The 26028-nt window shown below is 73.4% G+C and carries 21 protein-coding genes; 4 read left to right on the forward strand and 17 right to left on the reverse strand.

Features of this window, described 5'->3' with window-relative positions; genetic code table 11:
* Positions 1-38: 38 nt before the first annotated feature.
* Positions 39-1574, forward strand: coding sequence for a sugar transferase (locus R7226_RS04715; protein WP_318595883.1), 1536 nt, complete (start codon positions 39-41; stop codon positions 1572-1574).
* Positions 1575-1596: 22 nt separating this feature from the next.
* Here R7226_RS04715 and R7226_RS04720 read toward each other — a convergent pair whose 3' ends face one another.
* From R7226_RS04720 to R7226_RS04755, 8 genes are all read right to left on the reverse strand, one after another.
* Positions 1597-1983 carry a response regulator transcription factor gene (locus R7226_RS04720; RefSeq protein WP_318595884.1) on the reverse strand — a complete coding sequence of 129 codons (387 nt, stop codon included), beginning with the start codon at positions 1981-1983 and terminating at the stop codon, positions 1597-1599.
* On the reverse strand, positions 1980-4961 hold the full coding sequence (locus R7226_RS04725) for an ATP-binding protein (RefSeq protein WP_318595885.1): 2982 nt from the start codon (positions 4959-4961) through the stop codon (positions 1980-1982). The genes R7226_RS04720 and R7226_RS04725 overlap by 4 nt, the downstream gene beginning before the upstream one ends.
* Positions 4961-5692, reverse strand: a complete 732-nt coding sequence (locus R7226_RS04730) for a CheR family methyltransferase (protein ID WP_318595886.1) — start codon at positions 5690-5692, stop codon at positions 4961-4963. The genes R7226_RS04725 and R7226_RS04730 overlap by 1 nt, the downstream gene beginning before the upstream one ends.
* A 115-nt stretch (positions 5693-5807) precedes the next feature.
* A complete protein-coding gene (locus tag R7226_RS04735) occupies positions 5808-8006 on the reverse strand; it encodes a tetratricopeptide repeat protein (protein WP_318595887.1) in 2199 nt (732 codons plus the stop codon).
* Positions 7981-8625 (reverse strand): hypothetical protein, encoded by a 645-nt coding sequence (locus R7226_RS04740; RefSeq protein WP_318595888.1) that lies wholly within the window; start codon positions 8623-8625, stop codon positions 7981-7983. The genes R7226_RS04735 and R7226_RS04740 overlap by 26 nt, the downstream gene beginning before the upstream one ends.
* Before the next feature lie 368 nt (positions 8626-8993).
* Positions 8994-10211 (reverse strand): glycosyltransferase, encoded by a 1218-nt coding sequence (locus R7226_RS04745; protein WP_318595889.1) that lies wholly within the window; start codon positions 10209-10211, stop codon positions 8994-8996.
* A gap of 46 nt (positions 10212-10257) precedes the next feature.
* A complete protein-coding gene (locus R7226_RS04750; RefSeq protein WP_318595890.1) occupies positions 10258-11112 on the reverse strand; it encodes a hypothetical protein in 855 nt (284 codons plus the stop codon).
* Positions 11109-11948 carry a glycosyltransferase family 2 protein gene (locus tag R7226_RS04755; RefSeq protein ID WP_318595891.1) on the reverse strand — a complete coding sequence of 280 codons (840 nt, stop codon included), beginning with the start codon at positions 11946-11948 and terminating at the stop codon, positions 11109-11111. The genes R7226_RS04750 and R7226_RS04755 overlap by 4 nt, the downstream gene beginning before the upstream one ends.
* A gap of 169 nt (positions 11949-12117) precedes the next feature.
* On the opposite strand from R7226_RS04755, the gene R7226_RS04760 reads away from it, so the two are divergent.
* A complete protein-coding gene (locus R7226_RS04760; protein WP_318595892.1) occupies positions 12118-13482 on the forward strand; it encodes a GAF domain-containing protein in 1365 nt (454 codons plus the stop codon).
* Positions 13483-13539: 57 nt separating this feature from the next.
* Here R7226_RS04760 and R7226_RS04765 read toward each other — a convergent pair whose 3' ends face one another.
* The 8 genes from R7226_RS04765 to R7226_RS04800 all read right to left on the reverse strand — a co-directional run bounded on the left by R7226_RS04765 (position 13540) and on the right by R7226_RS04800 (position 22901).
* Entirely contained in the window at positions 13540-14403 is an 864-nt protein-coding gene (locus R7226_RS04765) for a TetR/AcrR family transcriptional regulator (protein ID WP_318595893.1), read from the reverse strand.
* A 92-nt stretch (positions 14404-14495) separates the two neighbouring features.
* Entirely contained in the window at positions 14496-15128 is a 633-nt protein-coding gene (locus R7226_RS04770) for a TetR/AcrR family transcriptional regulator (protein ID WP_318595894.1), read from the reverse strand.
* Between the two features lie 136 nt (positions 15129-15264).
* Positions 15265-16254: an NAD-dependent epimerase/dehydratase family protein gene (locus R7226_RS04775; RefSeq protein ID WP_318595895.1), complete on the reverse strand. Its 990-nt coding sequence runs from the start codon at positions 16252-16254 to the stop codon at positions 15265-15267.
* A complete protein-coding gene (locus tag R7226_RS04780; RefSeq protein ID WP_318595896.1) occupies positions 16251-17537 on the reverse strand; it encodes a nucleotide sugar dehydrogenase in 1287 nt (428 codons plus the stop codon). The genes R7226_RS04775 and R7226_RS04780 overlap by 4 nt, the downstream gene beginning before the upstream one ends.
* 69 nt (positions 17538-17606) lie before the next feature.
* A complete protein-coding gene (locus R7226_RS04785; protein WP_318595897.1) occupies positions 17607-19313 on the reverse strand; it encodes a hypothetical protein in 1707 nt (568 codons plus the stop codon).
* A gap of 207 nt (positions 19314-19520) precedes the next feature.
* Positions 19521-20363 carry a WecB/TagA/CpsF family glycosyltransferase gene (locus R7226_RS04790; RefSeq protein WP_318595898.1) on the reverse strand — a complete coding sequence of 281 codons (843 nt, stop codon included), beginning with the start codon at positions 20361-20363 and terminating at the stop codon, positions 19521-19523.
* A gap of 191 nt (positions 20364-20554) precedes the next feature.
* Positions 20555-22033 (reverse strand): glycosyltransferase family 39 protein, encoded by a 1479-nt coding sequence (locus R7226_RS04795; protein WP_318595899.1) that lies wholly within the window; start codon positions 22031-22033, stop codon positions 20555-20557.
* Between the two features lie 31 nt (positions 22034-22064).
* Complete coding sequence (locus R7226_RS04800; protein WP_318595900.1) at positions 22065-22901, reverse strand: FkbM family methyltransferase; 837 nt, start codon at positions 22899-22901, stop codon at positions 22065-22067.
* An 85-nt stretch (positions 22902-22986) separates the two neighbouring features.
* On the opposite strand from R7226_RS04800, the gene R7226_RS04805 reads away from it, so the two are divergent.
* Together R7226_RS04805 and gmd are read left to right on the forward strand one after the other, a co-directional pair.
* Positions 22987-24132, forward strand: coding sequence for a glycosyltransferase family 4 protein (locus R7226_RS04805; protein WP_318595901.1), 1146 nt, complete (start codon positions 22987-22989; stop codon positions 24130-24132).
* A gap of 33 nt (positions 24133-24165) precedes the next feature.
* The gene (gene gmd, locus R7226_RS04810) at positions 24166-25137 is read left to right on the forward strand and encodes a GDP-mannose 4,6-dehydratase (RefSeq protein WP_318595902.1); all 972 of its coding nucleotides are present in this window, start codon (positions 24166-24168) and stop codon (positions 25135-25137) included.
* Here gmd and R7226_RS04815 read toward each other — a convergent pair.
* The gene (locus R7226_RS04815) at positions 25134-25973 is read right to left on the reverse strand and encodes a methyltransferase domain-containing protein (RefSeq protein WP_318595903.1); all 840 of its coding nucleotides are present in this window, start codon (positions 25971-25973) and stop codon (positions 25134-25136) included. The two genes, gmd and R7226_RS04815, sit on opposite strands and share 4 nt — an antisense overlap.
* Positions 25974-26028 lie beyond the last annotated feature (55 nt).

Genomic DNA, 26028 nt, shown 5'->3' on the forward strand with positions numbered 1-26028 from the left:
GGAACTCCCGCGGTTCCGGCCCGTTGCAGAAGGAGGTCATGCAACGAGTGGCGAACGGCGCGCTGAACGTCGACGAGCAGCATCCGGGCCGGCCGGCCGACGTCGCCGCGCTGTCCGACAGAGACGTGCGCCGCAAGCGCCCGCCGGCCTTGTCGTTCCTGCTGCGCCTCGTCACGCTGCGCAAGCTGCTGCGGATCGCCTCGCTGCTCGCGCTCGACTTCGCCGGCGTCTGGCTGGCGCTGTTCACCGCGCTGCTGCTGAAGGCGCTGATCAAGGGCGAGCACGATCTCGCCTCCGGCGTCGAGCTGGCCTCCGGCCAGACACGCGACTTCCTCGCCTTCGCCTACCTGCTGACGGTGCTGCTGTTCGCGCGCTCGGACCTCTACGCCGACCGCCCGCGGCGCCCCGGGCTGACGCGGATCGTCACGTCGCTGTTCCAGGTGACGGTCGTGGCGCTGATCTTCGCCGTCGTCAGCGGCCAGGAGTTCAGCAGCTATTACCTCTTCTACGGCACGCTCGGCTTCGCCGTGCTCTACGTCTCGTCGTTCCGCTGGCTGCACACGGAGGTGACCGGCTTCCTGCTGAGCCAGGCCGGCTACACGCGGCGCACACTGCTGGTCGGCAGCGGCAAGCACATCGACCAGGTCGCGCACGCGCTCGCGGGCGGCTCCGGTCGTGAGATCGAGATGGTGGGGTACATCTCGCTGACGCCCCGGCCCGACAACGGCCTGCGCTCGCTCGGCGCGCTCGCCGACCTCGGCGCGGTGCTGGAGCGCGATCGCGTGCAGGAGGTGATCATCGCCGACCCCGACTTCCCGCAGGAGCAGGCGGTCGAGCTGGTCGACACCTGCCACCAGCGCGGCGTCGAGGTGCACATCGCGCCGTCGACGATGGAGATCCTCGTCCAGCGGGCGGAGTTCGTGCCGGGCCAGAGCCTGCCGCTGTTCACGCTCAAGCCGCCGGTCTTCGAGGGCATCGACTTCGCCGTCAAGCGCACGTTCGACCTGATCGGCGCGTTCGTGATCCTGCTGCTGCTGTCGCCGTTGCTGCTGACGATCTCGATCGCCGTCAAGCTGACCTCGCGCGGCCCGATCCTCTACCGCTCCGCGCGCCCCGGGATCGGCGGCCTCCCGTTCGACTGCTTCAAGTTCCGCACGATGCGCAACGACGCCGGCGTCACCGATGAGGAGCTGGAGCTGCTCAACGAGGCCGACGGCGCGCTCTTCAAGATTCGCGACGATCCGCGCGTCACGACGGTCGGCAGACTGCTGCGGCGCTTCTCGCTCGACGAGCTGCCGCAGCTCGTCAACGTCGTGCGCGGCGAGATGTCGCTCGTCGGCCCGCGACCGCTGCCGATGCGCGACTTCGAGCGGCTGGAGGAGTGGCACAAGAAGCGTTACCTCGTGCTGCCCGGCATCACCGGCCTGTGGCAGGTCTCGGGCCGCTCCGAGCTCGACTTCGACGATCTCGTGCGGCTCGACTTCCTCTACCTCGAGCGCTGGTCGGTCGCGCTCGACCTCGTGATCCTGCTGAAGACGGTTCCGGCCGTCGTCACGCGGCGCGGCGCCTTCTAGCCGCTGCCGCGCCCGCCGGGGCCTAAGCCGCGCGCCGCTTCTCCAGCGCCGCCGCGACCCGCTCGCGCAGCTCCTGCGGGCTGAAGGGCTTGCGCACGTAGTCGTCGGCACCGGCGTCGAAGCCGCTTCTGACGTCGGCCTCCTGCACGCGCGCGGTCAAGAGGATCACCGGCACCTCCTGGGTGCGCGGGTCGGCGCGCAGCTCGCGCGTGACGTCATAGCCGGTCAGCTTCGGCATCATCACGTCGAGCACGCAGAGGTCGGGCAGCTCCTGCCGCGCCCGCTCCAGCGCCTCGGCGCCGTCGCGCGCGACGAGCACCTCGTAGCCCTGCCGCTCCAGCCGGAAGGCGACGAGCGTGAGGATGTCCTCGTCGTTGTCGGCCACCAGGATCCGGGTCGTCTCGCTCATGCCCCGCGCGCTCCATTTCCGTTCGCGGCCTGCTCGGCCGGTCGCTCGTCGTCGCTCGTCGTCCGCAACGGCAGCAGGACGCGGAAGGTGGTGCCTCTGCCGACCTCGCTCTCGACCTGGATGCGGCCGCCGTGGCCCTCCGCGATCGCCTGGCAGATCGAGAGGCCGAGGCCGATGCCCGGGATCTCCTCGGCGACGGCCGTGGAGGCGCGGAAGAAGCGGTCGAAGAGACGCGCCTGCTCGGCGGCGGGGATGCCGATGCCGGTGTCGGTGACGGCCAGCTCGGCCTCGTCGCCGCGGTTGCGCAGCGCGACGGTGACGCTGCCGCCGGCCGGCGTGAACTTCAGCGCATTGGAGATCAGGTTGTCGACGAGCTGGCCGAGGCGGTCGGCGTCGCCGCGCATCTGCGGGACCGGCTCGGTGGTCGCGGTGACGGTCACCTGCGCCTGCTCGGCGCGCGGGCGGGCGCCGTCGACGGCGTCGCGCACGACCGTCTCCAGCGACGCGCGGCCATGCTCGAGGTTGAGCGTGCCGGCCTCGACCTGGGCGACGAACAGGAGGTCCCCGACGAGCCGCTGCAGCCGCTTACCGTTGCGCTCGACGATCGCGAGGAAGCGCTTCTGCTGCTCGTTGACCTCGCCGGCCTCCTCCTCCAGCACCAGCTCGACGTAGCCGACGATCGACGTCAGCGGCGTGCGCAGCTCGTGCGAGACGAGCGCGAAGAACTCGTTCTTGAGGCGATCGGCCTCGGCCTCGGCGGCGCGCTTCTCGGCGACCTGGACGACGAGCCCGGCGATCCCGTCGAGCGTGTCGAGCAGCTCGGTGTCGGGCGGGGTGCCCTCGTGCTGCCAGTACTGCATCACGCCGACCGCGTGCGGACCGCGCCCGACCGGTATCGCGGTCGTGATTCCCACGTTCGCCTCGGCCGGCGCGCCGTCGGTGGCGAGCAGCTCGCCGGCGACCGCGGCCCAGCCGGCCTCGCCGGCCGACCAGACGCGTCCGGGCAGCCCGGCGCCGGGCTCGTGACCGCCGTCGCGGACCTGCCGTACGAGGCCGTCGAGCGCCTCGGCCTCCGGCGCTCGCCAGATGCCGGCGCAGCGCAGCCGCCCGTCGGGCTCCGGCACCCAGAAGGCGACCAGCGGCCACTCCATCGTCTCGCCGAGCGCGGCCAGCGTCGGGTCGATCAGCTGCTCGCGCCCCTCGACCTCGGCCAGCACGCGGCTGACGGCGCCGCGCGCCTCGCGCTCGCGCTCGCGCAGCAGCCGGCTGCTGATGTCGCGCACGAACGCGTTCGTGCGCCAGCCGGTGCCGACGCGCAGCGGCACGATCGACAGCTCGACCGTCAGCTCGCGGCGGTCGCGGGAGCAGGTGGTCACGGCGAAGCGGTGGGTGCGCGTGCCGACGTACTCGGCGTCGGCGAGCAGCTGGTCGTAGCGGTTCTCGAACGTCTGCTGCTCGCTCGGCGGCACGATCAGGTCGGGGATCCGTCTGCCGACCGCCTCCTCGACCGACCAGCCGAACAGCGCCTCGGCCTGCGGCGACCAGTCGAGCACGACGGCGTCGTGGTCGGCGGCGATGTAGGCGTCCTGCGCCGTCTCCAGCACGGCCTGGTTGACCTCGGCGTGGTGCTGCGCGTAGCGCGTGGCGAGCGCGCGCACGAGGCCGACGGCGGCCGGGTCGGCGAGCCGGCCGGCGAGGTCGATCGCGGTCGCCGAGAACGGCGCCTCGCCGACCCGGCCGAACGACAGCACGCCGGCGACGCGGGTCGACCCCAGCAGCGGCAGGTGCAGCTCGTGGCGCAGCGCGGCCTCGCCGCCGAAGGCGGGGATCGTCAGGCCGCCCTCGCCGTGCTCGACGTGCACGGCGCGGCGCTCGGCGAGCGCGCGCCCGGCGAGGCCGCTGCCCGGCTGCAGCCGGCGCGGCAACCGTGAGCGGTCGAAGCCGCGCGCGCTGCTGAGCAGCAGCGGACCCTCCGGGTCGGTCACGTCGAGCGTGTACAGCAGCCCGGCGTCGGCGTCGAGCACGTCGCCGATCTCCTCCAGCAGCACGTCGCCCAGCTCCTCCAGCTCCGCGGCGGCCGAGATCCGCGCGACGACGCGGTGGAAGGCGTCGCCACGCTCCTTCTCGCGCGCCAGCTCCTCCAGCGTCCGCTCCAGCTCGCCCTGCTGCGCCTCCAGCTCCGCGTTCTGGTGCTCCAGCTCGTCGCGACTGTGCTGGGCCGAATCGGCCATCTCGTTGAAGGCATCGATCAGCGTGCGCGCCTCGGCGACGCCGCCGGCCTCCGCGCGCGCGTCGAACTCCCCGTTCGCGCGGCGCGTGGCGGCCGCTGCGACGCGGCGGATCGGCACGACGACGAGCCTCGACAGGTAGCCGCCGTAGAGCACGACCAGCAGCGGGCAGACGATCAGGCCCAGCAGCGCGAAGAAGGTGGCGCGGTCGGCGGCGGCGTCGCTGTCCTCGCGCACCGCGGCGGCATGCTGCCGCTCGGCGCGCTCGAGCGCGGAGAAGTCGGCGCGGATCGCGTCGACGCGGCGCTTGCCTCTGCCGCTGGCGACGACCGCGCGCGCGGCGGCCGGGTCGTCGGTGGCGAGCGTGACCTGACCGGGGACGTATCTCCCGACGTACTCGTCGACCTTCGCGATCGCGCTCTCGGCGAGCGGCCGGCGGCCGTTGGAGGTTGACGCCGGCAGCGCGTCGAGCAGCGCCCGCTCGGCGCCGGCCAGCTCGCGTCTGGCGTCGTCGTAGGGTGCGAGGAAGGCCTCGTCGCCGGTGAGGATGAAGCCGCGCTGCGAGGTCTCGGCGTCGATCACGAGCCGTTCGAGGCGGTCCGCGGCGGCGATCGCGGTCAGCGAGCGGGCGAGGTCGCGGTTGGCGTCGTGCAGTCTGTCGACCGAGTGCAGCGTGACGGCGAAGGCGGCGGCGACGACCAGCAGCAGCAGCGCCGCGCCGATCGCGAGGCGGCCGTTGAGACCTCTCATCACGCCGGCCGCCGGTAAGCGTGGGGTCCGGCCGGCACGAGCCCGAGCGCGGCCGCGTCTCTGAGCCGTTCGGCGCGGCCGAGCAGCAGCACGCCGCCCGGCGCGAGCGCCGCGGCCAGCAGCGCGTCGAGCCGCTCGCGCGCGGCGGCGGTGAAGTAGATCGCGACGTTGCGGCAGAGGATCAGCTGCCAGCTGCCGCCGGGCGCCGCGCCGGCGAGCAGGTCGCGGCGCTCCCAGCGCAGCCGCAGCCGCAGCTCCGCCTCGGGCAGCTCGGCGGTGCCGGCGCGCGCCCGTTCGACGTTCTCCTCCAGCAGGTCGCTGCCGAGCAGCTGCGCCCGCTCGAGGCCTCCGAGCCGGCTCAGGACACGCCCGGCGGAGATCAGCTCGGAGCCGTCGGAGCAGCCGGCCGACCAGACGCGCAGCCTGCCGGGGCGCGCCAGCAGCGGCGGCAGCAGCTCGCGTTCGAGCAGGTCGAACTGGTGCGGATCGCGGAATGGGCCGGTGACCGAGACGGCGATCGAGCGGCGGAAGCGGCGCAGCGCCGTCGGGTCGGCGGCCAGCCTGCGCGCGAGCGCGCCGGCGTCGGCGACGCCCTCGGAGGCCAGCGCGCGCCGCAGCTGCGTCGCGAGGTGCTCGTCACGGAAGCCGTCGAGCGGCAGCGCGCTCACGCGCGCGAGTGCGGCACGGTCGGCCTCCACGACCGTCGTCGCTGCGAGCTGCTGCGTCGACATCTGAACTCGGGATACCCCTCTGGGCTGGTCGCGCACGTGCGCGATGGTGGGAATGTGGCGCTTCCGGCCCCGAACCGGTCATCGGCGGGTGCGGTTCGCCGCTTGAGTCGCGGCGTCAGGGCGTCGGCGCGGCCGCCGGGATGCCGGCGCGCGCTCTCACATCCGTCAGCAGCCCCTGCACGACCGGCGAGAAGCGATCGAGATAGGCGGCCGCGAGCGCCGACTGCAGCGCCGCCGCGACGTCGTTCTGCGCCAGCTGCTGCTCGCTCAGGCGGATCCACGTGTCCGGGTTGGCCGGCTGCAGCTCGACCGCCTCCTGCGCGACTCTCACCGCCTCGGGAGCTCTGCCCTGCGCGGCGAGCACGTCGGCGATCGTGAACAGCGGCTCGACCGAGAGCGGGTCGATCGCATGCGCGTCGCGCGCCGTGGAGAGCGCCTGCGGCAGTCTGCCGGCGTCGAGCTCGGTCTGCGCGTCCTCGTTGACGTTGGAGGCGCGCAGCGGCTGCCAGATCGTCCATGCGCCGGCCAGCCCGATCAGCACGATCGCGGCCGCCAGCGCCAGCCGCACGCGCGTCGCCTTCGAGCGCCAGGCGCCCGGCAGGCGCGCGGGCGGCGGCGGGTCGGCGAGCGGCCCGCGGCCGGCGACCCAGCCGGCGCAGATCAGGCCGGCGACGGCGGTGCCGGGGACGAACCAGGTCCAGTCGACGGCCGAGTGGACGCCGAAGCCGATCGCCGTCACCGCCAGCGTCACGAGGCCGATCCGCTCCGGCGTCCAGTCGGCCGCGGGGCGCCGCGGGACGGGCGTGCCCCGGTCGCGCGAGCGCGCCGCCGCGACCGCCCAGGCACCGAGCTTGCGGCGCGGCAGCAGCGCGGTCGCGCGCGCGACCGCGGCGAGCCAGGCGACCAGCAGCAGCAGGTTGACGAGCAGGCCGGAGAGGCCGAGGTCGGCGAGCGTCTGCGGCACGTAGCCGTGTGCGTGCCCGGCGCGCAGCCGGTCTCTCTGGAGCGCGCGGCGGGCCGAGCGGTAGCCGTCGGCGCCGACACCGGCCCAGCGCGTGCGGTCGTTCCACTTCCACAGCGTGAAGGCGTCGTCCCAGTATCTGGCGCGCACGCCGCCGGCCGAGCCGAAGCGGCCTGGGTCGTTGCCGGGCTGCGCGGCGTCGGGGTCGGTCAGCTCGTTCCAGTGGAACTTGACCGAGCCGGTCAGGCCGCGGTCCGACAGCGCCAGCTTGCCGACGGCGGCGACCGGCAGCAGCGCGACCAGCACCAGCAGCACGCCGCCGAGCGCCTGCCGCCGCTCGCGCGGCCACTGGCCCTTGGAGGTCGCGAAGGCGAGCGCGAGACCGGCGCCGAGCGTCACTATCAGGACGGTCAGCAGCAGCAGGCCGAGGTCGTGGCCGGCGTCGGCGCGCACGTCGAGCGGGACGCCGTCCTTCGCCAGCCCGTCGTTGCCGAACGACCACAGCCCGACGACGAGCGTGCCGGCGCCGGCCGCCAGCAGCATCGCGGCGCCGCGCAGCCGCAGCGGCACGATCGCGAACCACAGCGCGATCACGAGCAGCGTCGCCAGCAGCGCGCCGCGGCTGTAGGCGAGCAGCATCGCGGTCAGCAGCAGCGTCAGCGCCGGCACCGACAGCGCGCGCAGCGCCGCGTGGCCGTCACGGCGAGCGCCGACCCAGAGGCATCCGGGGATTCCGATCACCGCCATCAGGCCGACGGCGTTCCAGTACGAGTAGGGCGCGCGCAGACGGGCGGTGCCGGTGTCGACGCCTTCCAGCGACGGGAAGACCTTCACCAGCAGCGCCCAGCCGGAGATCACCAGCGCCGCCAGCACGACGCCGCCGAGGATCGCCGCCCAGCGGCCGGCGGCGATCCGCACGAGCGCGGCCGCGCCGGCGAACGCGGCGAAGTAGGCGAGTGTGAGGTTGGCGGCCAGCCACGAGTCCGACGGCGCGACCGACCAGGTGATCGAGATCGCCGTCAGCGCCGTCAGCGCGCCGAACAGCAGCACGGTGACGCCGCCCCACAGCGGCCGGCCGGCCGGCGACAGCAGCGCGGCGAGCGCGACCGCCGCGGTGCCGATCAGCGTCAGCGCGATCTCCGGCGCGGTCGTCTTGTGCAGCGAGCTGCCGCCGGCGGCCGTGAAGGAGATCGCGACGATCAGCGCCGCGAGCGCGAGCGTGACCGGCAGGTCGGGGTGAGCGCCCAGACGCGCGCGCGGCGAGCGCGCGCGAACGGGCGCGCCGGCGCCTTGCGGCGCCGGCGGATTCAGCTGCGCGGGCTCGTCCTCAGGCGCGTCTGCGAGCGAGGACACGTCGCCCGATCGTCGGGAGGCCGATGCCGATGGCGCCGGCAGCGAGCAGCACGAGGAAGGCGATCAGCGGCGTCGGCAGCGCGCGCGCGTCGCCGTCGAGCGTGATGCCGGGGGTTATCGTCTCGCCGGCCAGTCTGACCGCCTCGCTGCTGCCGGCCTGCGGGTTCGCCATCGCGGCGGCCGCTGCGGCCGGGTCGGTCGTGCCCGTGCCGCCGTCGGTCGCGGTTCCGTCCGCGCCCGTACCGCTCGTCGACGGGGCGGGGTCGTAGTAGTCGCCGCCGCTGGAGCCGGTGCCGCCGTCGAAGCCGCCGCCACCGCCACCGCCGCCGGTGTCGCCACCGCTCCCATCGCTGCCGTTGCTCCCGTCGCCGTTGGTCGGCGCTCTCGCGCGCAATCTCGCGGCGATCGCATCGGGGCAGCCGGTGTACTCGATGACGTCACCGGTCATCTCCTTCTGCGCCCGCCGCAGGTCGGCCTTGGAGTAGTCCTTCTGCAGCAGGCCGGTCGCCGAGCCGGAGCAGTCCTTGATGATCTGGTCCGGGGTCGCGGCACCGGCCGACGCCGCGGCGAGGCCGAGGGCGAGTGCGAAGAGGGCGATCAGGAGTGTCGGTCGGAGCATGCGAAACGGTTCCCTTCGGAGTGGTTTCAACCTACCAAGGGGTTGTGTCCGGGGCCGGCAGCCGTGTTACGGCCGCTCGTCTCCTCAACGGCGGCGGCTGAGCGAAGTTGCGCACGACCGCCGGGTGCTGATGCCGCGAGGAGCGCCTCCGGCGCGGGGGAGGAACATCGGCAGATGCCGGTGCTCCTCCCCAACTGCGCCGAAGGATGCCGCGCTGGCGACGGAAGCCCGGGACCGGGGGCGGCCTCCGTCGACCAGGACCAGCGCGGCTGAGGCGCCTCCCGACCCGAGGCGCGCCGGGCCGGGAGAACACCTTGCCCGCGTGGTACCCCGACTCCAGAGCGTGAAACCCGGCCGTCAGAGCGCGGTCAGCGCGCGAGCGCGCGCTCATATGCCGCGACGGTGCTGGCGCCGCAACGCTCCCATGTGAAGCGCTGCTCGACCGTCGCCCGCGCCGCGGCGCCGAGCGCGCGGCGGGCGGACGTGTCGCGCAGCAGCTCGTCGATCCGCGCGGCCAGCGCGGCCGGGTCGCGCGGCGGCACGCGCACGATCCCGCCGCCGGCGGCCGCGATCTCCTCCGGCCCGTCCTCGCCGGCGCAGCCGATCACGGGGACGCCGCCGGCCATCGCCTCGATGTACGCGACGCCGAACGCCTCGTCGACGCTCGGCAGCACGAACAGGTCGGCGCGCTGGGCCTGCGCGTGCGCCTGTGCCGGCGGCAGCTGGCCGCGGAAGTCGACGCGGTCGGCGACGCCGAGCCGCTGCGCCAGCGCCGCCAGCGGAGCGCGCTCGGGGCCGTCGCCGACGATCTCGTAGCGCAGCGCCGGATGGTCGTCGCGCAGGCGCGCGAGCGCCTCGACGACGTCGGCGTGGCGCTTGCGCGCGACGAGGTGGCCGACGGTGACGAGCGTCGGCGGGGCGGCGCTGCGTTCCGCGTCGGCGGCGTCGTGCGCGCCGTCCGCATCCGGCTCGCGCGCCGGCGGCAGGTCGGTGCCGAGGTGGACGACCTCGACGGCGTCGGCGGGGGCGCCGGCGGCGCGGCAGCGGACGGCCGTGCCGGCGCTGTTGGCGAGCACCAGCCGCGCGTGCGCGAAGGTGCGCGCGACGGTACGGCGGGCGTAGGGGCCGCGATCGATCGTCGCGAGCACGTCGCCGCCGTGGACCGAGACGACCAACGGCGCGCCGGGCAGCGCCCGCCGCACCGCGTCGCCGGCCGGGACGGCGTAGTGGGCGTGGACGAGCTCGAACGGGAAGCGCACGTGCAGGTCGCGCAGCGCGCGCTTCAGCGCCGGCGCCGCCCACGCGCCCCAGGCGCCGTAGCTCCACGGCCGCGGCGGCGAGACGTACGGCACGTAGGTGACCTCGATCCCGTCCAGCTCGACCGCGCGCGGCTGGCTCAGCGCGGCGCGCAGCGCGCGCACGTCGCCGCGCTTGACGGCGGCCAGCGGCGGCAGCGGGCGGTGCAGCACGAGCACGCGCACGTCGGCGCCGGCGGCGCGCGCGGCGAGCGCCTGGCGGTGGGCCCAGACGCCCAGCACCGGGTCGTTCGCGCGCGGATAGAACTCGGCGACGACGGCGACCTTCATCGCGAGCTCCCGCGCCGGCGGCTCGACGCGCTCGCGCGGCCGGCGCTCATCGCCACCCCCGGTGCGTCGCGGTCGTGCGCTGCGCCTGCTCCGCCGTGACCTGCTCGCGGCCGGCGAGGTAAGCGCGCGCCTCCGCCAGCGCCTCCTCGCGCTTGTAGCTGTCGGCGATCGGGCGCAGCACGTGTCGGATCGGGGTCGCGTCGACGACGCCGATCGGCCATCCGCGCGCATGCGCGAGCGCGGCCCAGTGCGCGTCGAGGCCCCAGCCGGCGCGCAGGTCGGGGAACGGCAGCAGCGTCGGGAAGGTGTCGGCGTGGAAGGCGCTGATCGGACCGATCTCGACGAAGCCCGTCTCGCGCACGACGCTGCCGCCGCGCCGCCGCGTCACGCGCCATGCCGCGTGCGAGCGGCGGCGATGGGCCGGCTGCGCCATCCGCAGCCCGAAGCGCTCGGCGAGGAAGAGGAAGTCGTCGAGGAAGCCGCGCGGCAGCTCGACGTCGTCGTCGATCACCAGCAGCCAGTCGCGCCCCTGCGCGGGGTGGTCGGCGAGCAGCAGGTTGAGGTTCTCCCACTTGCCGCGCCCGCCGACGTCGGTCGTCGCGATCTCGACCTCGTGCCGCGAGCGCAGCAGCTCGGTGCGCGCCTGCGCCATCAGGTTCTCGCGGTCGGTGCGCTCGATCCCCAGCACGAGCACGCGCCTGCGCGGCGGGCTCGCGGCGGCCGCGCGCCGCAGGCGCCACGGCTCGAGCGTCGCGGCGCGACGGGCGTCGAGCGCGGCGTCGAGCAGGCGCGTGCGCACGTTGGCGCGCACCCCCGCGACGATCCCCGACTCGCCGGAGGCGAAGGGAGCACCGTCAGCTGGACCCCCGCCAAGGGGTGCGGGATGACGCTCCTCACTCATCGCCCGGTCGCCTCGCGGATCCGGCCGGCGCTGTGAGCGGCCATGATCACGCCGCCGAGGCAGAGGCGGCGGGGGACGTGCAGGCAGCAGCCGGCGAAGGTCAGCAGCTCCCGTCCCAGCGACGGCGCGGCGCCCTTGCGCACGTCGTTGCGGCGGCCGGCGCGGCCGCGGTGGTAGCCGGCGCGGGCGAGCTTGCGCAGTGTCGCGTCGGCGGCGGTGCGGCGATGATCGAGCGCGGCGGCGGCGACGTAGCGAACGTGGCCGCCGGCGCCGCGGTGGCGCTCCTGCCACTCCTCCTCGTCGCCGCCGTTGTGGATCGACTCGTCGAAGCGGCCGACCGTTTCGAACGCCGACCGCCGGATCGCCAGGTTGGCGCCCCAGCCGAGCGGTACGTCGGTGTCGGCGGGGCCGGCGTCGAAGGCGGTGATCGGCGGTGCGTCGCGGCCGCAGAGATGCGGGCCGCCGCCCTCCAGGACGGCGCGGATCGGCCCGGTGAAGACGTCGCGCTCGGGCGTCGCGGCAACCGCCGCCAGCAGTGCTCCGAGCCAGCTCGGCGGCGCGTGCACGTCATCGTCGACGAACACGATCAGGTCGGCGAAGGCGGCGTCGACGCCGGCGTTGCGGGCGGCGTTGAGCCCGCGCGGCGCGTCGAAGGCGACGACGCGTGCGTTGCGGCCGGCGGCGACGGCGGCGCTCGTCTCGTCGGGGCCGTCGAGCACGACCAGCAGCTCGGCGCCGAGCGCCGCGGCCTGCGGCGCGAGCGAGGCGAGCGCGACGTCGAGGTAGCCGGGCCGGTCGCGCGTCGGCACGACGATCGTTGCGGGCGGGGCGCTCATGCCGGGACTACGTTAGAGGCGCGCGCGAGATGCGGCTGCGCGCTCGGCTGCGCGCCAGGATAAACACAATTGTCTAGGCGAAGACATTAGGGTGGGCGGACGCCAGCGGTCGCAGGCGGCAGCAAGGAGAGAGATGACGAGCAGGGCTGCGCCGCCGGGGCGGAGCGAGATGGATGAGATCGCGCGTGCGGTCGCGAACGCGATCGGGGACGGCTGTGTCGTGCGGCTGCTCGACGAGCGTCGCGAGCTGCTGCACGCGATCGCCGTCGATCACCGCGACGAGGCGCGCCGCGCGCTGATCGCGGCCTCTGCCGACGCCAGCCCGCGACGCGTGCGGGACGGCTGGGCGGCGACCGTCGTCGTCGACGGGCGGCCGCTGCGCCTGAACCCGCCCGCGGCGCGCGAGGGGTCGCGGCTCGACGGCTGCGGCCATCCCCTGCCGCACGAGGTCGCCGGGCTGATGGTGGTGCCGCTGCGGTGGCGCGGCGAGGTCGTCGGGATCGTCGCCGCGCTGCGCGACCGCGGCGGCGCGCCGTACTCGCTGCGTGAGCAGACGCTGCTGGAGTCGCTCGTCGGCAGAGCGACGCGACGTGCGCTCGCGAAGGGCGTCACGTCGCCGGGGGCCGGCGTCACCGCTGCCGCTCCGGGCGCGCTGACCGGGCCCGATCCGCTCGACGCCACGACGCTCGCCGAGCAGCTGATGCGGCGCAGCCACGCGGCCGTCTGGGCGACCGACCCCGCCGGCCGCACGCTCGCGGTCACGCCGGCGCTGAGCGAGCTGGTCGCGCTGCCCGCGAGCCGCCTCATCGGGCTGCCGATGGGCGACTTCGTCGATCCGCTGCCGCTGTCGCTGGCCGGTCAGGTGCCCGACGAGCCCGAGCGCGGCGACCGTCAGCTGCTGCGCGCCGACGGCGTACGGCTGTGGGTCGCGACGACCTCGACGCCGCTCGTCGACGCGGCCGGGCGGCGCCGCGGCACGCTCACGACCGTCGCCGAGGTGACCGAGCGCAAGCGGGTCGAGGTCGCGCTGCGGCTGCGGCTCGACGCGGCGCGCCAGCTGACGCGGCTGCTCGCCGGCGTCCTGCGCGGCGACGAGCCGGCGCGACTGCTCGCCTGCGCCGCCGACGCGGCCGCCGACGTGCTCGGCGTCCGCCGCAGCGGCGTCTTCGAGCTGCGGCGTGACGGCGGGCTGCTGCTGCGCGCCGGCCACGGCTGGCGACCGGGGCTGGTCGGCAGGCAGCGCGTCGCGACGCTCGGGACGCCGGCCGCCGTCGCGCTGACCGGCAGCAGCCCGATCGTCGTGCGCGACGCCGAGCATGCGGCGTTCGCGCTCGACGCGAACGTGCGCAGCGGCTGCTGGATCGGGATCGGCGACGGCCGCGGCGTGCTCGCGGTGCTGCATGACGCGCCGCGCGACTTCGACCGCGACGAGCTCGACTTCCTCAGCTCGCTCGCGGAGGCGCTGAGCGGCTGCATCGGCGTCGCGGCGAGCGGCGTGACGCGGCTCACCGTGGCCGACGCGGCGGGCGGCTGAACGCGCGCGGGGCGGCCTGCCGCGCGCGTGCGGCGCAGCGCGCGGCCCGGCCGTCGACTACGCCGCGTCGTCTGGCTTCTGGCGCGCTCTGCGACCGCTGCGGCGGGGCGGGATCGCGACCGTCTCGCCGTCGGCCAGCTCCTCGGCGCGCGGCTTGCGGCCGCTGCGCCGCGGCGGCACGGCAGCGGGCGCGGCGAGCGGCGGCGCCGGCGCCGCCTCCGACCGCAGCCGCTCCATCTCCGCGACGGCGGCGTCGTGGCCGAGGAACGGCATCATCGCCCAATACATCAGCTCGGGCAGCAGCCGCGGCAGCTCGTCGATCGCGTCGCGCAGCACGCGGCCGTAGACGATCTCGTACATGCCGCCGGTGACCGCCTCGGCGGTCAGGCCGGGCAACGCGCGCGGCGCGTCGGCGCGGCCGGCGTCGAGGAAGTAGTAGAAGCCGCGCACGGCGGCGTCGCGCCGTGCCAGCCCGCGCGTGCCGACCGCATGGACGTCGACGATGCAGAGCCGCGTCAGGTCCGGGTGCTCGGCGAGGAAGCCGAGGAAGGCGGTGAGCGCGGCGCGGATCGCGTCGATCCACTCGTCCTCGGCTTCGTAGGCGGCGGTGACGCCGCCCATCAGCAGCGAGACGGAGGCGTCGTAGGCGGCGAGGAAGCACTCCTCCTTGTCCGCGAAGTGCTCGTAGAAGGTCTTGCGCGAGACGCCCGAGCGCGCGATCAGATCCGTCACGCGCGTCTCCGGATAGCCCTGCTCGCCGACGCAGGCGATCAGCGCGTCGAGGATCCGGGCGCGCTGCGATTGCGCGACGAAGTCGCGCGAAAGGCCATGTCGGCCGGCGGGCAGCTGCCCGTCGTGCTGTTGGGTCCAAGGGGCCGGTGTCATCAGCCCGTTGCCGCCGCTCTCCTCACGGTCGTCCATGCTACAGAAACTCACTGTTTCCGTTTTCGGTGCATTGCACGCGCGAACCTCTCCTCCGTCCCCGGCGCCGCCGACGGCGGCGTTCCCCCTTGTCAGTGCGCGTCGTCGCGCTCTACGAGCTGCCCCAGTCCGGCGTCCATCAGTTCGTCGAGCAGCTGCGGCAGCTCCTCGGTCTCACCGCGGGCGATCCGCGTGTAGACGATTCCGTAGATCCCGCCTGCGATCGCCTCGGAGACGAGGCTCGGCGCCGCGGCCCCGCGCGCTTCTTCGCGCGGAAACTCGATGAAGCGCGCGAAGTCGAGGATCGCGGCGTCGCGCCGTGAGCGCGCGAGCGGCCCGGCGGCGAGCACCTCGACGACGCACATCCGCGCGAAGGCCGGCTCGGCGGCGCAGCAGTCCAGAAACGCCAGCAGTCCCGACTCGACCCGCTCGCGCAGCGTCCGCCACTCGCCCTCGTGGTAGGCCGCGCCGACGAGCATCCGCATCCGCAGCAGGCCGGCGTCGTACGCCTGCACGAAGCAGTCTTCCTTGTTCGTGAACAGCTCATAAAACGTCTTGCGCGACATGCCGGCTCGTCTGAGCACGTGCGCGACCGACGTGTCGACGTAACCACGCTCCCCGACCTCCGCAGCGATCGCGGTGAAGAACCGCGTTCGCTTTGCAAACAGGGAAAAGTCCTCGGGCGAGAAGTCGCCCGACAAGACGTTGTCGTTCACTGGAGCCATCTGCATGGCGCGAGGTTAGTGGCTCGCCAGCGGCTTGACAACCAAAAACTCATCGTTCTATGGTGGTCGCCCGCGCGGGTACGCGACAGCGCCGCGCCGGGATCGACCCGCCACGGTGGGAGGGGTCTCCCGCGCGCTACTTGCCGAGCGCGCTGAGGTGGCTCGACTGCGTGAGGTCCTGCTCACGCAGCCAGGCGACCGTCTGGGCGATGCCGTCGCGGACGCTGATCCGCGACTCCCAGCCGAGCAGCTCTCTCGCCTTCTCGACCGACGGCCAGCGGCGCACGACGTCGACCTCGAAGGTCGGCAGGTGCTTCAGCTCGAAGGCGGCCGGATCCTCGCCGCACGCCTCCCAGATGATCCGCGCCGTCTCGGCGATCGTCAGCTCCTCGGAGGCGGAGATGTTGAAGTCCTCGTTGAGCGCTGCCGGGTGCCCGGTCGCGACGACGATGCCGTCGGCGATGTCGTCGATGTGGGTCAGCGTGCGCGTCTGTCTGCCGGAGCCGAAGATCTCCAGCGGCTTCTGACCGCTCAAGACCTTCTTGATCACGTCCGGGACCATGTGCGCGATGCCCGGCTCGGGGTCGGGCACCTCGCCTGGTCCGTAGGCGTTGAAGGGGCGGCAGATCGTGTACGGCAGGCCGTGCTCGACGTGCGCGGCGCGGCAGTAGACCTCGCCGGTCAGCTTCGAGAAGCCGTAGGCGGAGGTCGGCACCGGGCAGTGCGGCAGGTAGGCCTCGGTCGTCGGGTACTCGGTCGCGTTCTCGAACACCATCGACGACGAGACGTACGTGAAGCGCTCGACGCCGAGGTCGAGCGCGGCGCGGAAGACGCCGTTGTAGAGGCCGTTGTTGACCTCGGTCAGCGTGTGCGGCAGCTTGTGGAAGTTGCCGATCCCGCCGACGATCGCGGCAAGGTGGATGACGAGCGGGCAGTCCTTCATCGCCTGGCGCGCCTGCGCGACGTCGCGCAGGTCGCCGGTGTGGATCTCGCAGCCCTCGCGCATCCACTGCGGCGCCTCGCGCTGGTCGGAGACGCGCACCTCGTAGGCGGGATCGCGCAGCAGGCGGCGGACGACAGCGGCGCCGATCGTGCCGGCGCCGCCCGTGACGAGCACACGGGTCATGAGTGGGAGGGCTCCGTTCCGGAGATGCGGGTCAGCTCGTCGGCGAACGCGAACACCTGGCCGCTGCCGAGGCAGTTCCAGGGGTCGACGACGAGCGCGTCGTCCGCGGCCAGCGCCGCTATCGCCTGCGCCGTCGCGGGCGTCGAGAAGTCGGAGTGGTTGGCGGCGACGACGACGACGTCGGCGTCGCGCAGCGCTTCGTCGAGCGGCTGCGTCGGCGAGGCGACGTGCGGGTCGTGCACCGCGACGTCGGCCAGCTCACGCTCCAGCAGCCGCACCAGCTTGTGCGCGAGCGAGTCGCGCTCGTCGTCGGTGTCGCGCTTGAAGGCGAGCCCGAGCACGGCGACCTTGCGATCGCGCAGCGTGCCGCCGCCGATCCGCCGCTTGAGGCCGGTGACGAGGAAGTTCGGCACCGACTCGTTGACGCGCGAGACCGCCAGCAGCATGCCGGGGGCGTTGGAGCGCTCCTCGGAGAAGGCGAAGTCCTTGCGCAGGCAGGTGCCGGCGGTGAAGCCCGGCTGCGCGAGCCCGCCGCGCGGATAGTCCTTGTTGACGAGGTCGATCACGTCGAAGACGTTCGCGCCGTACTGCTCGCAGTCCATCATCAGCAGGTTCGGCAGCGCGAAGGTCGTGTAGCGCATGATGTTCGCCCAGATCTTCGCCAGCTCGGCCTGCACCGGCGTCGTCTGCACGATCTCGGCGTCGAAGACCTCGAACAGCGCCGCGGTGCGCGCCCCGGCCTCCTCGCCGACGCCGCCGATGATGCACGGCAGCGTGTCGATCTCCTCGAGGAAGCGGCCGGCGGCGATCCGCTCCGGCGCGTGCGCGACGAAGATCTCCTCGCCGGCGCGCAGGCCGCGCTTGCGCTCCAGGTAGCCGGCGACGAACTCGGTCGTCCCGGGCGCGATCGTCGAGCGCAGCACGATCGTCTGGCCCGGCCGCAGCAGCGGCAGCAGGTCGTCGAGCACGGAGCGGATGTCGCTCATGTCGATCTCGATGTGCGACAGCGACGGCGTTCCAAGCGTCAGCACGATCGCGTTGGCGGCGGCGGCGTCGGTGACCGAGGAGGTCGTCGTCAGCCGGCCGGAGGCGTGGACGCGCTCGATCAGCTCGTCGGCGCCGGTCTCCTTGAACGGCATCTGGCCGGCGGAGATCGCCCCGAGGCGGGCGGCGTCGTTGTCGACGCCGATCACGGACAGACCGCGGTCGGCGAAGCTGAGGGCGAGGGGGAGTCCGATCCGGCCGAGGCCGATGACCGCGACGTCGGGGGCGGGGCTGCTCACCGGGACAAGGGTATCGGGTCGTGCGGCCCAGCCCCTGCATGGGGCTGGGCCGCACGGCGGGCAGGACGCTCAGCCGGTGAGCGGCGTCTCGCTGCCGTCCGCGAAGTACGACCAGAAGCCGGTGAGGTTGGCTGACTGGCCCTGCTTGCCGAGGAACCACGCGCCTCTGCCGCCGATGTTGCGGAAGACGCCGGGATCGTCCTGCCCGTCGCCATCCCAGTCGCCAGCGACAGGCTTGTCGCCGGGGCCGCCGTAGAACCAGCCGGTGTCGGCCGCGCTGCCGCTGAGGTTGTTCTTCACGTACCACGCGTCGCCGACGACGATGGCGATGCCGTCGCTGCCGGCGCCGTAGGGCCCGCCGCGATCCCCATCCCAGTTGCCGACGACGACCGCGTTGCCGGGATCGCCGAACGAGAAGTGGTACGCCGTCGGCCCGGACGCGTTCGTGTTGGAGAGGTGGAATGTGTTGCCTTGGCGCACGCCGACCGTGTCGATGCCGTCGCCGTTCCAGTCGCCCGCGACCGCGGTGTCGCCGGCGCCGCCGTAGCTGAAGACGAGCGCTCTGCTGCCGTCGAGCGCCAGCGGGTCGTTCGTCAGCCACCAGGTGCCGTTGCGGAAGATTCCGGGCGTGGTGACGCCGTCGCCGTCCCAGTCGCCGAAGACCGGCTGGTCGCCGGGCTGGCCCCAGGCGACGACGCGATTGGGGTCGTTCGCGGTGTCGTACGAGAAGCGCTGTCTCCAGGTGCCGTCCTTGAACAGCATCGGTATCGGCGCGCCGTTGCGGGCGATTCTCAGCGCCGCCCGTTCGACGTCGCCGGACCCGAGCAGGCCGGAGTCCCAGCCGTTGGCGCAGGCTCTCGTGACGCCTGCGGAACGGGCGTGGTGGTAGTAGTAGACGCGCTGGACGCGCGCCGCGTAGGTGAGCGCGAAGTTGCGCAGGGTCCACATCGCGTTGCGCTGCACGGCGGCGCCCCAGACGGGTGTGCCGCCGATCGGCTCGGTCGCGCCCGGCTGGCAGTAGAAGGCGCCGGCCTCGGTGAACCAGACGGGCGCGCCGCCGGTCGCCGCGAGGAAGCTTCTGATCTTCGTGTCGTTGTTGGAGTTGATCGCCGAGTACGGGTGCAGCGCCCAGACGCTCGGCGAGCGTGACAGTGCGTTCTTGTACGTCGTCAGATAGGTGTCGAAGCCGGTGCCGGCCGGGTCACCGTCGAGCATGTCGCCGGCGGCGACGGTGCAGGTCGCTCCGGTCCCGCAGATTCTGTCGAGCGCGTTCCAGAATTGGGCCGCGAGCTGAGCGTCGTTCGCGGTCGGGTTGTTCTCGGTGCCCGTGCTCGAGAGCAGGTGATGGTTGGGCTCATTCCACGCGGTGAACTCGGTGACATCTCTGAAGGTTGAGCGGAACGTCGCCACGGCCTCCTCGTACTGATCGAGCGTCGGGCCGGTGCAGGGCGGGGCCCCTTTGCCGCAGGCCGGCCCGAATGAGATCAACGGTCTCTTGCCCAGCGATCTGACCGAGTCCAGCCAGTTCTGCGTCGCCTGCCGGGCCGGATGGGTCGTCGGCAGCTGAGCGACGTCCCAGCGGGTGATGTGGCGCATCTGTCTGACGTGCCCGAGCGACGTCGACCACCAGACGGCCGTCGGCGACCACGTGGCGACGTTCTCGTCCGCGATCCCGGTGAGCCACGTGGCCTGAGCAGAGCCCGACCACGTGAGCGCGACCGCTCCGAGCAGCAGCACCGACAGTGCGCACGAGCGCGCACGGCGAAGCGATGCCATTCCTTCTCCTGTGTTCGGCCGTCGCCGACGCCCCCATGGGTCGGCACCACGGCGGCGCGAACGTATGCGCCGCTACGTCGCCGCTTTACGGCGCAACACAAAGACGATGCGCTCGGCAGCTCCGAGCGCAGGAAAACGATCGGTGCGACCAGTGATCTGCGGTCTCACGGGTCAGCGACCCGCTCCTGCGCGGCGGCTGCGGCTTCGCTACGGGCGGGTGCGTCGGGCCGCGGCCCACTGCTTCGCAAAACCCGTGACGAAGCGGGGGTTGTGGCGCGCGTAGCGCTTCCACAGCCGTCTCGGCTCCTGCTTGAGGCGGTAGAGCCACTCGAGGCCGCTGCGCTGCATCCAGCCGGGCGCCTGCGGCACGAGGCCGGCGTGGAAGTCGAAGGCGGCGCCGACGCCGACCAGCACGGGAGCGTCGAGGCGGTCGCGCATCGCGGCCATCCACTTCTCCTGCTTCGGCACGCCGATGCCGACCCAGACGACGTCCGGGCGGGCGCGGTTGATGTCGACCGCGACCGCGTCCAGCTCGGCCTCCGACATCGCGCGGAAGGGCGGCGAGTAGCCGCCGACGATGCGCAGGCCGGGGAACCGCTGCCGCAGCCTCAGCGTCAGCTTGAAGAGCGCGCTCTGGTCGCGCCCGCCGTAGAGGTAGTGGCGCTGGCCGGTGCGGGCGGCACGCTCGCAGGCGCGGGCCATCAGCTCGGGGCCGTACACGCGGCTGTCGATGTCGTGGCCGAGCGCGCGCAGGGCCCAGGCCAGCGGCTGGCCGTCGGGGACGGTGAAGGCCGCCCCTTCGACGGCGCTGCGCAGCGCCTCGTCCTCGCGCGACTCCATCACCGTGTGGACGGCGGCGACGCAGACGTACTCACGCGCTCCGGTGGCGACGGCGGCGTCGATCCAGTCGAGCGCGCGCTCGTAGTCGGTCAGCGCGAGCGGGACGTCGAGCACCGAGATCTGCTCGACGACCGGCAGCGCCGACGCCGCCACGGGCTGCGGGGCGGAGGCGGGGGAAGGAGGGATGACTTCGAAGGAGGAAGTGGACATACGGTGGTCGCCGCGGAGACGATTTGGTGGAGAGTTCCGCCAACGTCAACGGGCCAAACAACAGAAGGTTGCGAAGTTGATCTGCGATTTCGTGAAAACCGCCCCGCGCGGATGCGAAATCGCTTGTGTGACCGAAGTTTAGGGCATGCGGAGGCGCGCGGCCGCAAGGCTGCGCCCAGCGTGCGGCGTCGTCATCTGCTCGCCGGCAGCAGGTTGACCGCGGGCGGCAGCACCGAGAAGCGCACCGTCGCGATCGGCTCGGGCTGCAGCAGCGACGGCGTCGGCTGGCGGAATCTCAGCATCACGTAGGTGTCGGTCTGCGTCCGCTCCGGCGGCCCGTAGGCGCCCACCGACGGGGCGGTGCCGACCTGCTGCGGCAGTCTCGGCGGGTCGCCGGGGCCGGTCGAGCCGGCGACCGAGACGACGTCGACCTCGCGCAGCTCTCTGCCGCCGTACGGCAGCATGTGCATCGGCCGCCGGTAGTACTGCAGCGCGACCTCGCCGTTGGCCGGCGAGATGACGATCGCGCGATCCTCGTCGGAGTCGCCGAGCGCGCGTGCGAGCCCCTTCCAATCTGGCCGCTGGTACTCCTTGTCGACCGCGACGGCGACGACGATCGCGACCGACAGCAGGGACAGCAGCGTCGCCAAGGCCGCGCCGACGCGCCAGCCGTGGCGCGGCTCGACCGTCGCGAAGCCGGCCCCGAGCGTCGCAGCCAGCGGCACCAGCGCGGGGATCAGGTTGCGCGCGTTGAGATAGTCGGCGCCGACGACCGCGCCCGCCAGCGGCAGCGCCAGGCCGCAGAGGCCGATCGCGCCGACCAGCAGCGCCCGCTCGCGCGTGCGGCGCTCCGCGTGCCGCAGCAGCAGCCACAGCGCGCCCGCTATCAGCGCGGTGCCGAGCAGGATGCTGGCGACCGCCAGCGGGCCGCGGTAGCCGAGCAGGAACTGCTTCGGGATCTGCGCGAGCCGCGTCACGATCGAGGCGCCGGCGATGTCGTAGGGGTTGTCGCGCTGCGCCAGCAGCATCGGCAGCAGCGCGAGCGCGACGACGGCGAGCGCGCCGATCGCGGCGAGCACGGCACGCCGCCGCGGGTGTCTCCACAGCAGCCAGAGCAGCTGCGGCGCGAGCACGAAGCAGGCGAAGTAGTGGCTGCACAGCGCCAACGCCGACAGCAGCGCCCACCAGCCCAGCCAGCGCGGCCGCTCGTCGTCGAGCGCGCGCAGGAACAGCAGCAGCGAGGCGGCGCTCAGCAGCGCGACCAGCTCGTAGCTGCGCGCCTCCTGCGAGAACCACACCAGCAGCGGGTTGACGGCGATGAGCAGCGCCGTCGCGAGCCCGGCGCGGTCGCCGCCGATCCGCCGCCCGAGTGCGAAGGCGACCGGCACCAGCAGCATGCCCGCGATCGCCGAGACCAGCCGCAGACCGAACTCGCTGTCACCGACGACTCTCGTCGTGAGCCATTCGAGCACGTAGAAGAGCGGCGGGTTGCTCTCTCTGTCGGGCAGCGCGCTGAGCATGTCGCCGAACGGCAGCTGCGTCAGCTGCCACGTCGCGGCCTCGTCGAACCAGATGCTCTGCTGCCCCAGCGTCGGGATCCGCAGCAGCGCCGCGAGCAGGACGATCGCGCCGAGCGGCAGCCACGGCGGAGCGGGCGGACGACGGCTCACGGGCGGACCGGGCTCCGGCTCATCGGACGAATCACGCCGGCGCGTCGCCGTCGTCGTCCGGCCGGTCGACTCGCATGAACAGCGCGTCCTGCGGCGACAGCTGCTCCACGAAGCGGTAGCGGGCGCCGAGCAGCGCCGACATCGACGCGCGGTCGTCGTCGTCCCACGCCTCGGTCAGCAGGTAGCGCGGCGCGTGACGGGAGAAGTCGAGTCCGCGCAACGCGTTCGCCTCGTAGCCCTCGAGGTCCAGCGACATGAAGTCGATCTGCGGCGCGCCGGCTTCGTCCAGCAGCGCTGAGAGGGTGCGGCCCGGAGCAGTCACGAGCATCTCCGGCTCGAGCCCCAGCCGGAAGGCGCTCTTGACGTAGTCGCGCTCCTCGGCGACGGAGCCCTTCGAGCCGCTGACGACCGTCATCAGCCCGCCGTAGCGCAGCTCGACCTCGGTTCCCTCCAGCTCAGGCGCCACCAGCGCGGCGTGGACGACGCGCGACGCGGGACGTTCGAGCTGCGCCTCGCGGTGGAGGTGCGGGACCGGCTCGACCAGCAGGCCGCGCCAGCCGCGGAAGCGCTCGAGGTAGTACGTGTTCGACTGGTCGAAGCCGTCGTTGGCCCCTGCCTCGACGAAGTACCCGCCCTCGATCGGGCCGAGGTACGGCTCCAGCTTGGCGTCGAGGTCGTACAGCGCCGGCCGTGAGAGGTGCTGCTCGCCGCGCGCCTCGGCCGCCCGGCGGGCGGCGCGTCTGCGGCGTCGCTGCCAGCGCATGTAGTCCGGTCCGAGACCAGACCGCTCGAACAGACGTGAGCGGCTGAGCGCCGCGCCGACCCGCAGCTTCCAGGGCGGGATCTCGTTCGGGTTCGTCGCGGTCATCGGCGCACGGTATCGGCTCTCCGCGACAGGGCACCGGCACGCACGCCCACCGCCGCGCCGCGCGGTCGTCTGCAACCCTTCCGCTGTGTTCGGAAGACGACAGCGAGCGGACGCGGCCGGCGGCCTGGCGATCGGGCTCGACTGCCGCGCGGCGGTCGAGGAGCGCGGCGGGCGCGGGACGGTCGTGCGCGAGCAGTTGCGCACGCTCGCCGCCGGCGACGCCGACCACCGCTTCCTGCTCTACGCCCGCGAGCGCTGGGACGAGGTCGAGCTCGACGAGCGCTTCACCTGGGTCCTGCTGCCCGGGCCGGACCCGCTCTGGCACGTGCGCGCGGCCGACCACGCCAACGGCCGCTGCGACGTCTACCTCTCGACCAACAGCTACCTGACCGCCTGGTTCCTGCGGATCCCGGCGGTGCTGATGGCGATGGACATGACGACCTTCGACCGCCGCCTGTCGCCGAAGCGCAGCTCGATGGTGATCGAACGCGCGACGCTGCCGTGGGCGCTGCGCCGCGCGGCCGCCGTGATCGCGATCTCGCAGGCGACCGCCGACGACCTCGTCGCGCGCTTCCCGCGCGCCGCGCCGCTGGTCGTCGTCGCGCCGCTGGCCGCCTCCGACGGCTTCCGCGGCGCGACCGGCGCCGACGTCGCGCGCGTCCGCGAGCGCCACGCGCTCGAAGGCCCGTACGTGCTGTCGGTCGGCACGCTGGAGCCGCGCAAGAACCTGCCGCGACTGATCGAGGCGTTCGCGGGACTGACCGACACCGAGCGGCGCGGGGCGCGGCTGGCGCTGGTCGGGGCGCGCGGCTGGGAGCGCGACGAGCTCGACGTGGTGCTCGCGCGCCATCCCGACCTCGTGCAGGTGCTCGGCTTCGTCGACGAGGAGGACCTCGCCGGCCTCTACAGCGGCGCCGAGCTGTTCGCGTACCCGTCGATCTACGAGGGCTTCGGGCTGCCGCTGCTGGAGGCGATGCACGCCGGCACGGCGGTGCTGACCTCGCCGGTCTCGAGCCTGCCGGAGGTCGCCGGCGAGGCGGCGATCTACGCCGATCCGCACGACGTCGCGGCGCTGCGCGCGGCGCTCGCGCGCGGGCTCGGCGACGAGGAGCTGGTCGCGCGGCTGGCGCGGGAGGGCCGTCGGCGGGCCGCCGGCTTCTCGTGGGAGCGCCACGTCGAGACGACGCTGGAGACGCTCGTCGCGGCCGCGCGCCGCGCGCCGTCGCGGTGACGGCCCGCTGCGCCGTTTCGTAGGCTGCTGGCCATGTCATCCCCCAAGAGAGCGCTCATCACCGGGATCACCGGCCAGGACGGCTCCTACCTCGCCGAGCTGCTGCTCGAGCAGGGGTACGAGGTGCATGGGATGGTGCGCCGCGCCTCCACCGAGAAGTTCGACCGCATCGAGCACCTGCGCGACCGCATCACCCTCCACCAGGGCGATCTGCTCGACCAGCGCTCGCTCGTCGACACGCTCCGCGCCTCCGCGCCTGAGGAGATCTACAACCTCGCGGCGATGAGCTTCGTGGCGCTCTCGTGGGTGCAGCCGACGCTGACCGCCGACTTCACCGGCGTCGGCGTCACGCGGATGCTCGAAGCGGTTCGCGAGGCGGCGCCGGAGGCGCGCTTCTACCAGGCCTCCAGCTCCGAGATGTTCGGCAAGGTGCGCGAGGTTCCGCAGAACGAGGAGACGCCGCTCTACCCGCGCTCGCCCTACGGCGTCGCGAAGGTCTACGGCCACTTCATCACGATCAACTACCGCGAGTCGTACGACCTGCACGCGACCAGCGGCATCCTCTTCAATCACGAGTCGCCGCGTCGCGGGCTGGAGTTCGTGACGCGCAAGATCACGTGGCACGCCGCCGCGATCAAGCACGGCCTCAGAGACGAGCTGGCGCTCGGCAACCTCGACGCCAAGCGCGACTGGGGCTACGCGAAGGACTACGTGCAGGCGATGTGGCTGATGCTGCAGCAGGACACGCCCGAGGACTTCGTGATCGCGACCGGGCAGACCAACACCGTGCGCGAGTGCGTCGAGGTCGCGTTCGACGAGGCCGGTCTCGGCGACTGGGAGAGATACGTGCGGATCGACCCGAGATTCGTGCGCCCGGCCGAGGTCGACCTGCTGATCGGCGATCCGACGAAGGCGAAGGAGAGACTCGGCTGGGTCCCCGAGACGACCTTCGAGGAGCTGATCCGCCTGATGACGCGCGCCGACCTGGCGCTGCTGGCCCCCTAGGGCCGGCGGTCGCAGGCGAACGGGCTGCGCCGGCGCCACGGGGCGTCGGCGGCCAGCACGGCCGCGTTGTCGGGCGTCGCGCCGTCGGCGACGAAGCGGCCGAGCACGAAGGTGTCGTGCGGGTGGCGCACGGCCATCCGGTGGACCTGCACGCCGGCGCGGTCGAGCAGGCGCAGGAGCGCCTCGCCGTCGAAGACGTGGTGGTGCAGCAGCCGCGTGTTGAGGTTGTCCCGTCGTGCCGCCTCCCACTGCTCGCGCGGCGAGTCGTCGGCGTCGCGTGCGCGGTCGTGCAGCCGCAGCGTCTCGTCGAGGTGCGTGAGGTCGTCCTCGCCGGTGCCGGCCGTCTGGTCGGCGACGATGTGGTCGAGCGTCGTGACCGCGCGCCGATGGTCGAACGTTCCGGCGTAGTGGGGCGCGACCATCAGGACCCAGCCCTCCGGCACGAGCACGCGCCGCCAGGCGGCCAGCTCAGCCAGCGGGTTGGCGAAGTGCTCGATCACGTGCGACGTCAGCAGCACGTCCCAATTGGCGTCCGGCAGGCCCTCCAGCTCACCGCGCTCGACGACGACGAGCTTGCCGGCGGGCGTGCCGTCGGGCGCGTAGGGAGCCGCTTCGTCGAGTCTGTGCCAGGCCGTGTCGGCCCGCCACTGGACCGCGTCGCAGCTCGCCAGCCGCGGGTAGACGGGGCAGATGCCGTCGCGCTTGAAGCGATCGGTCGGGCCGCCGACCTCGAGCCCGCGCAGCCCGCCGAGCGGTGCGACGAAGCCGTCCGGCAGCGGACGGCGGTGACCCGCGAGGCGCCAGCGCGCGTTGACGGCCGCGTCCTTCAGACCCATGCGATGCGAGCGAGTCGGTGCATTGAGAGGACCACCGTAGCGATGTCGCCCCGGG

The sequence above is a fragment of the Conexibacter stalactiti genome (assembly GCF_033542075.1).
In the GTDB taxonomy this organism is placed as follows: domain Bacteria; phylum Actinomycetota; class Thermoleophilia; order Solirubrobacterales; family Solirubrobacteraceae; genus Conexibacter; species Conexibacter stalactiti.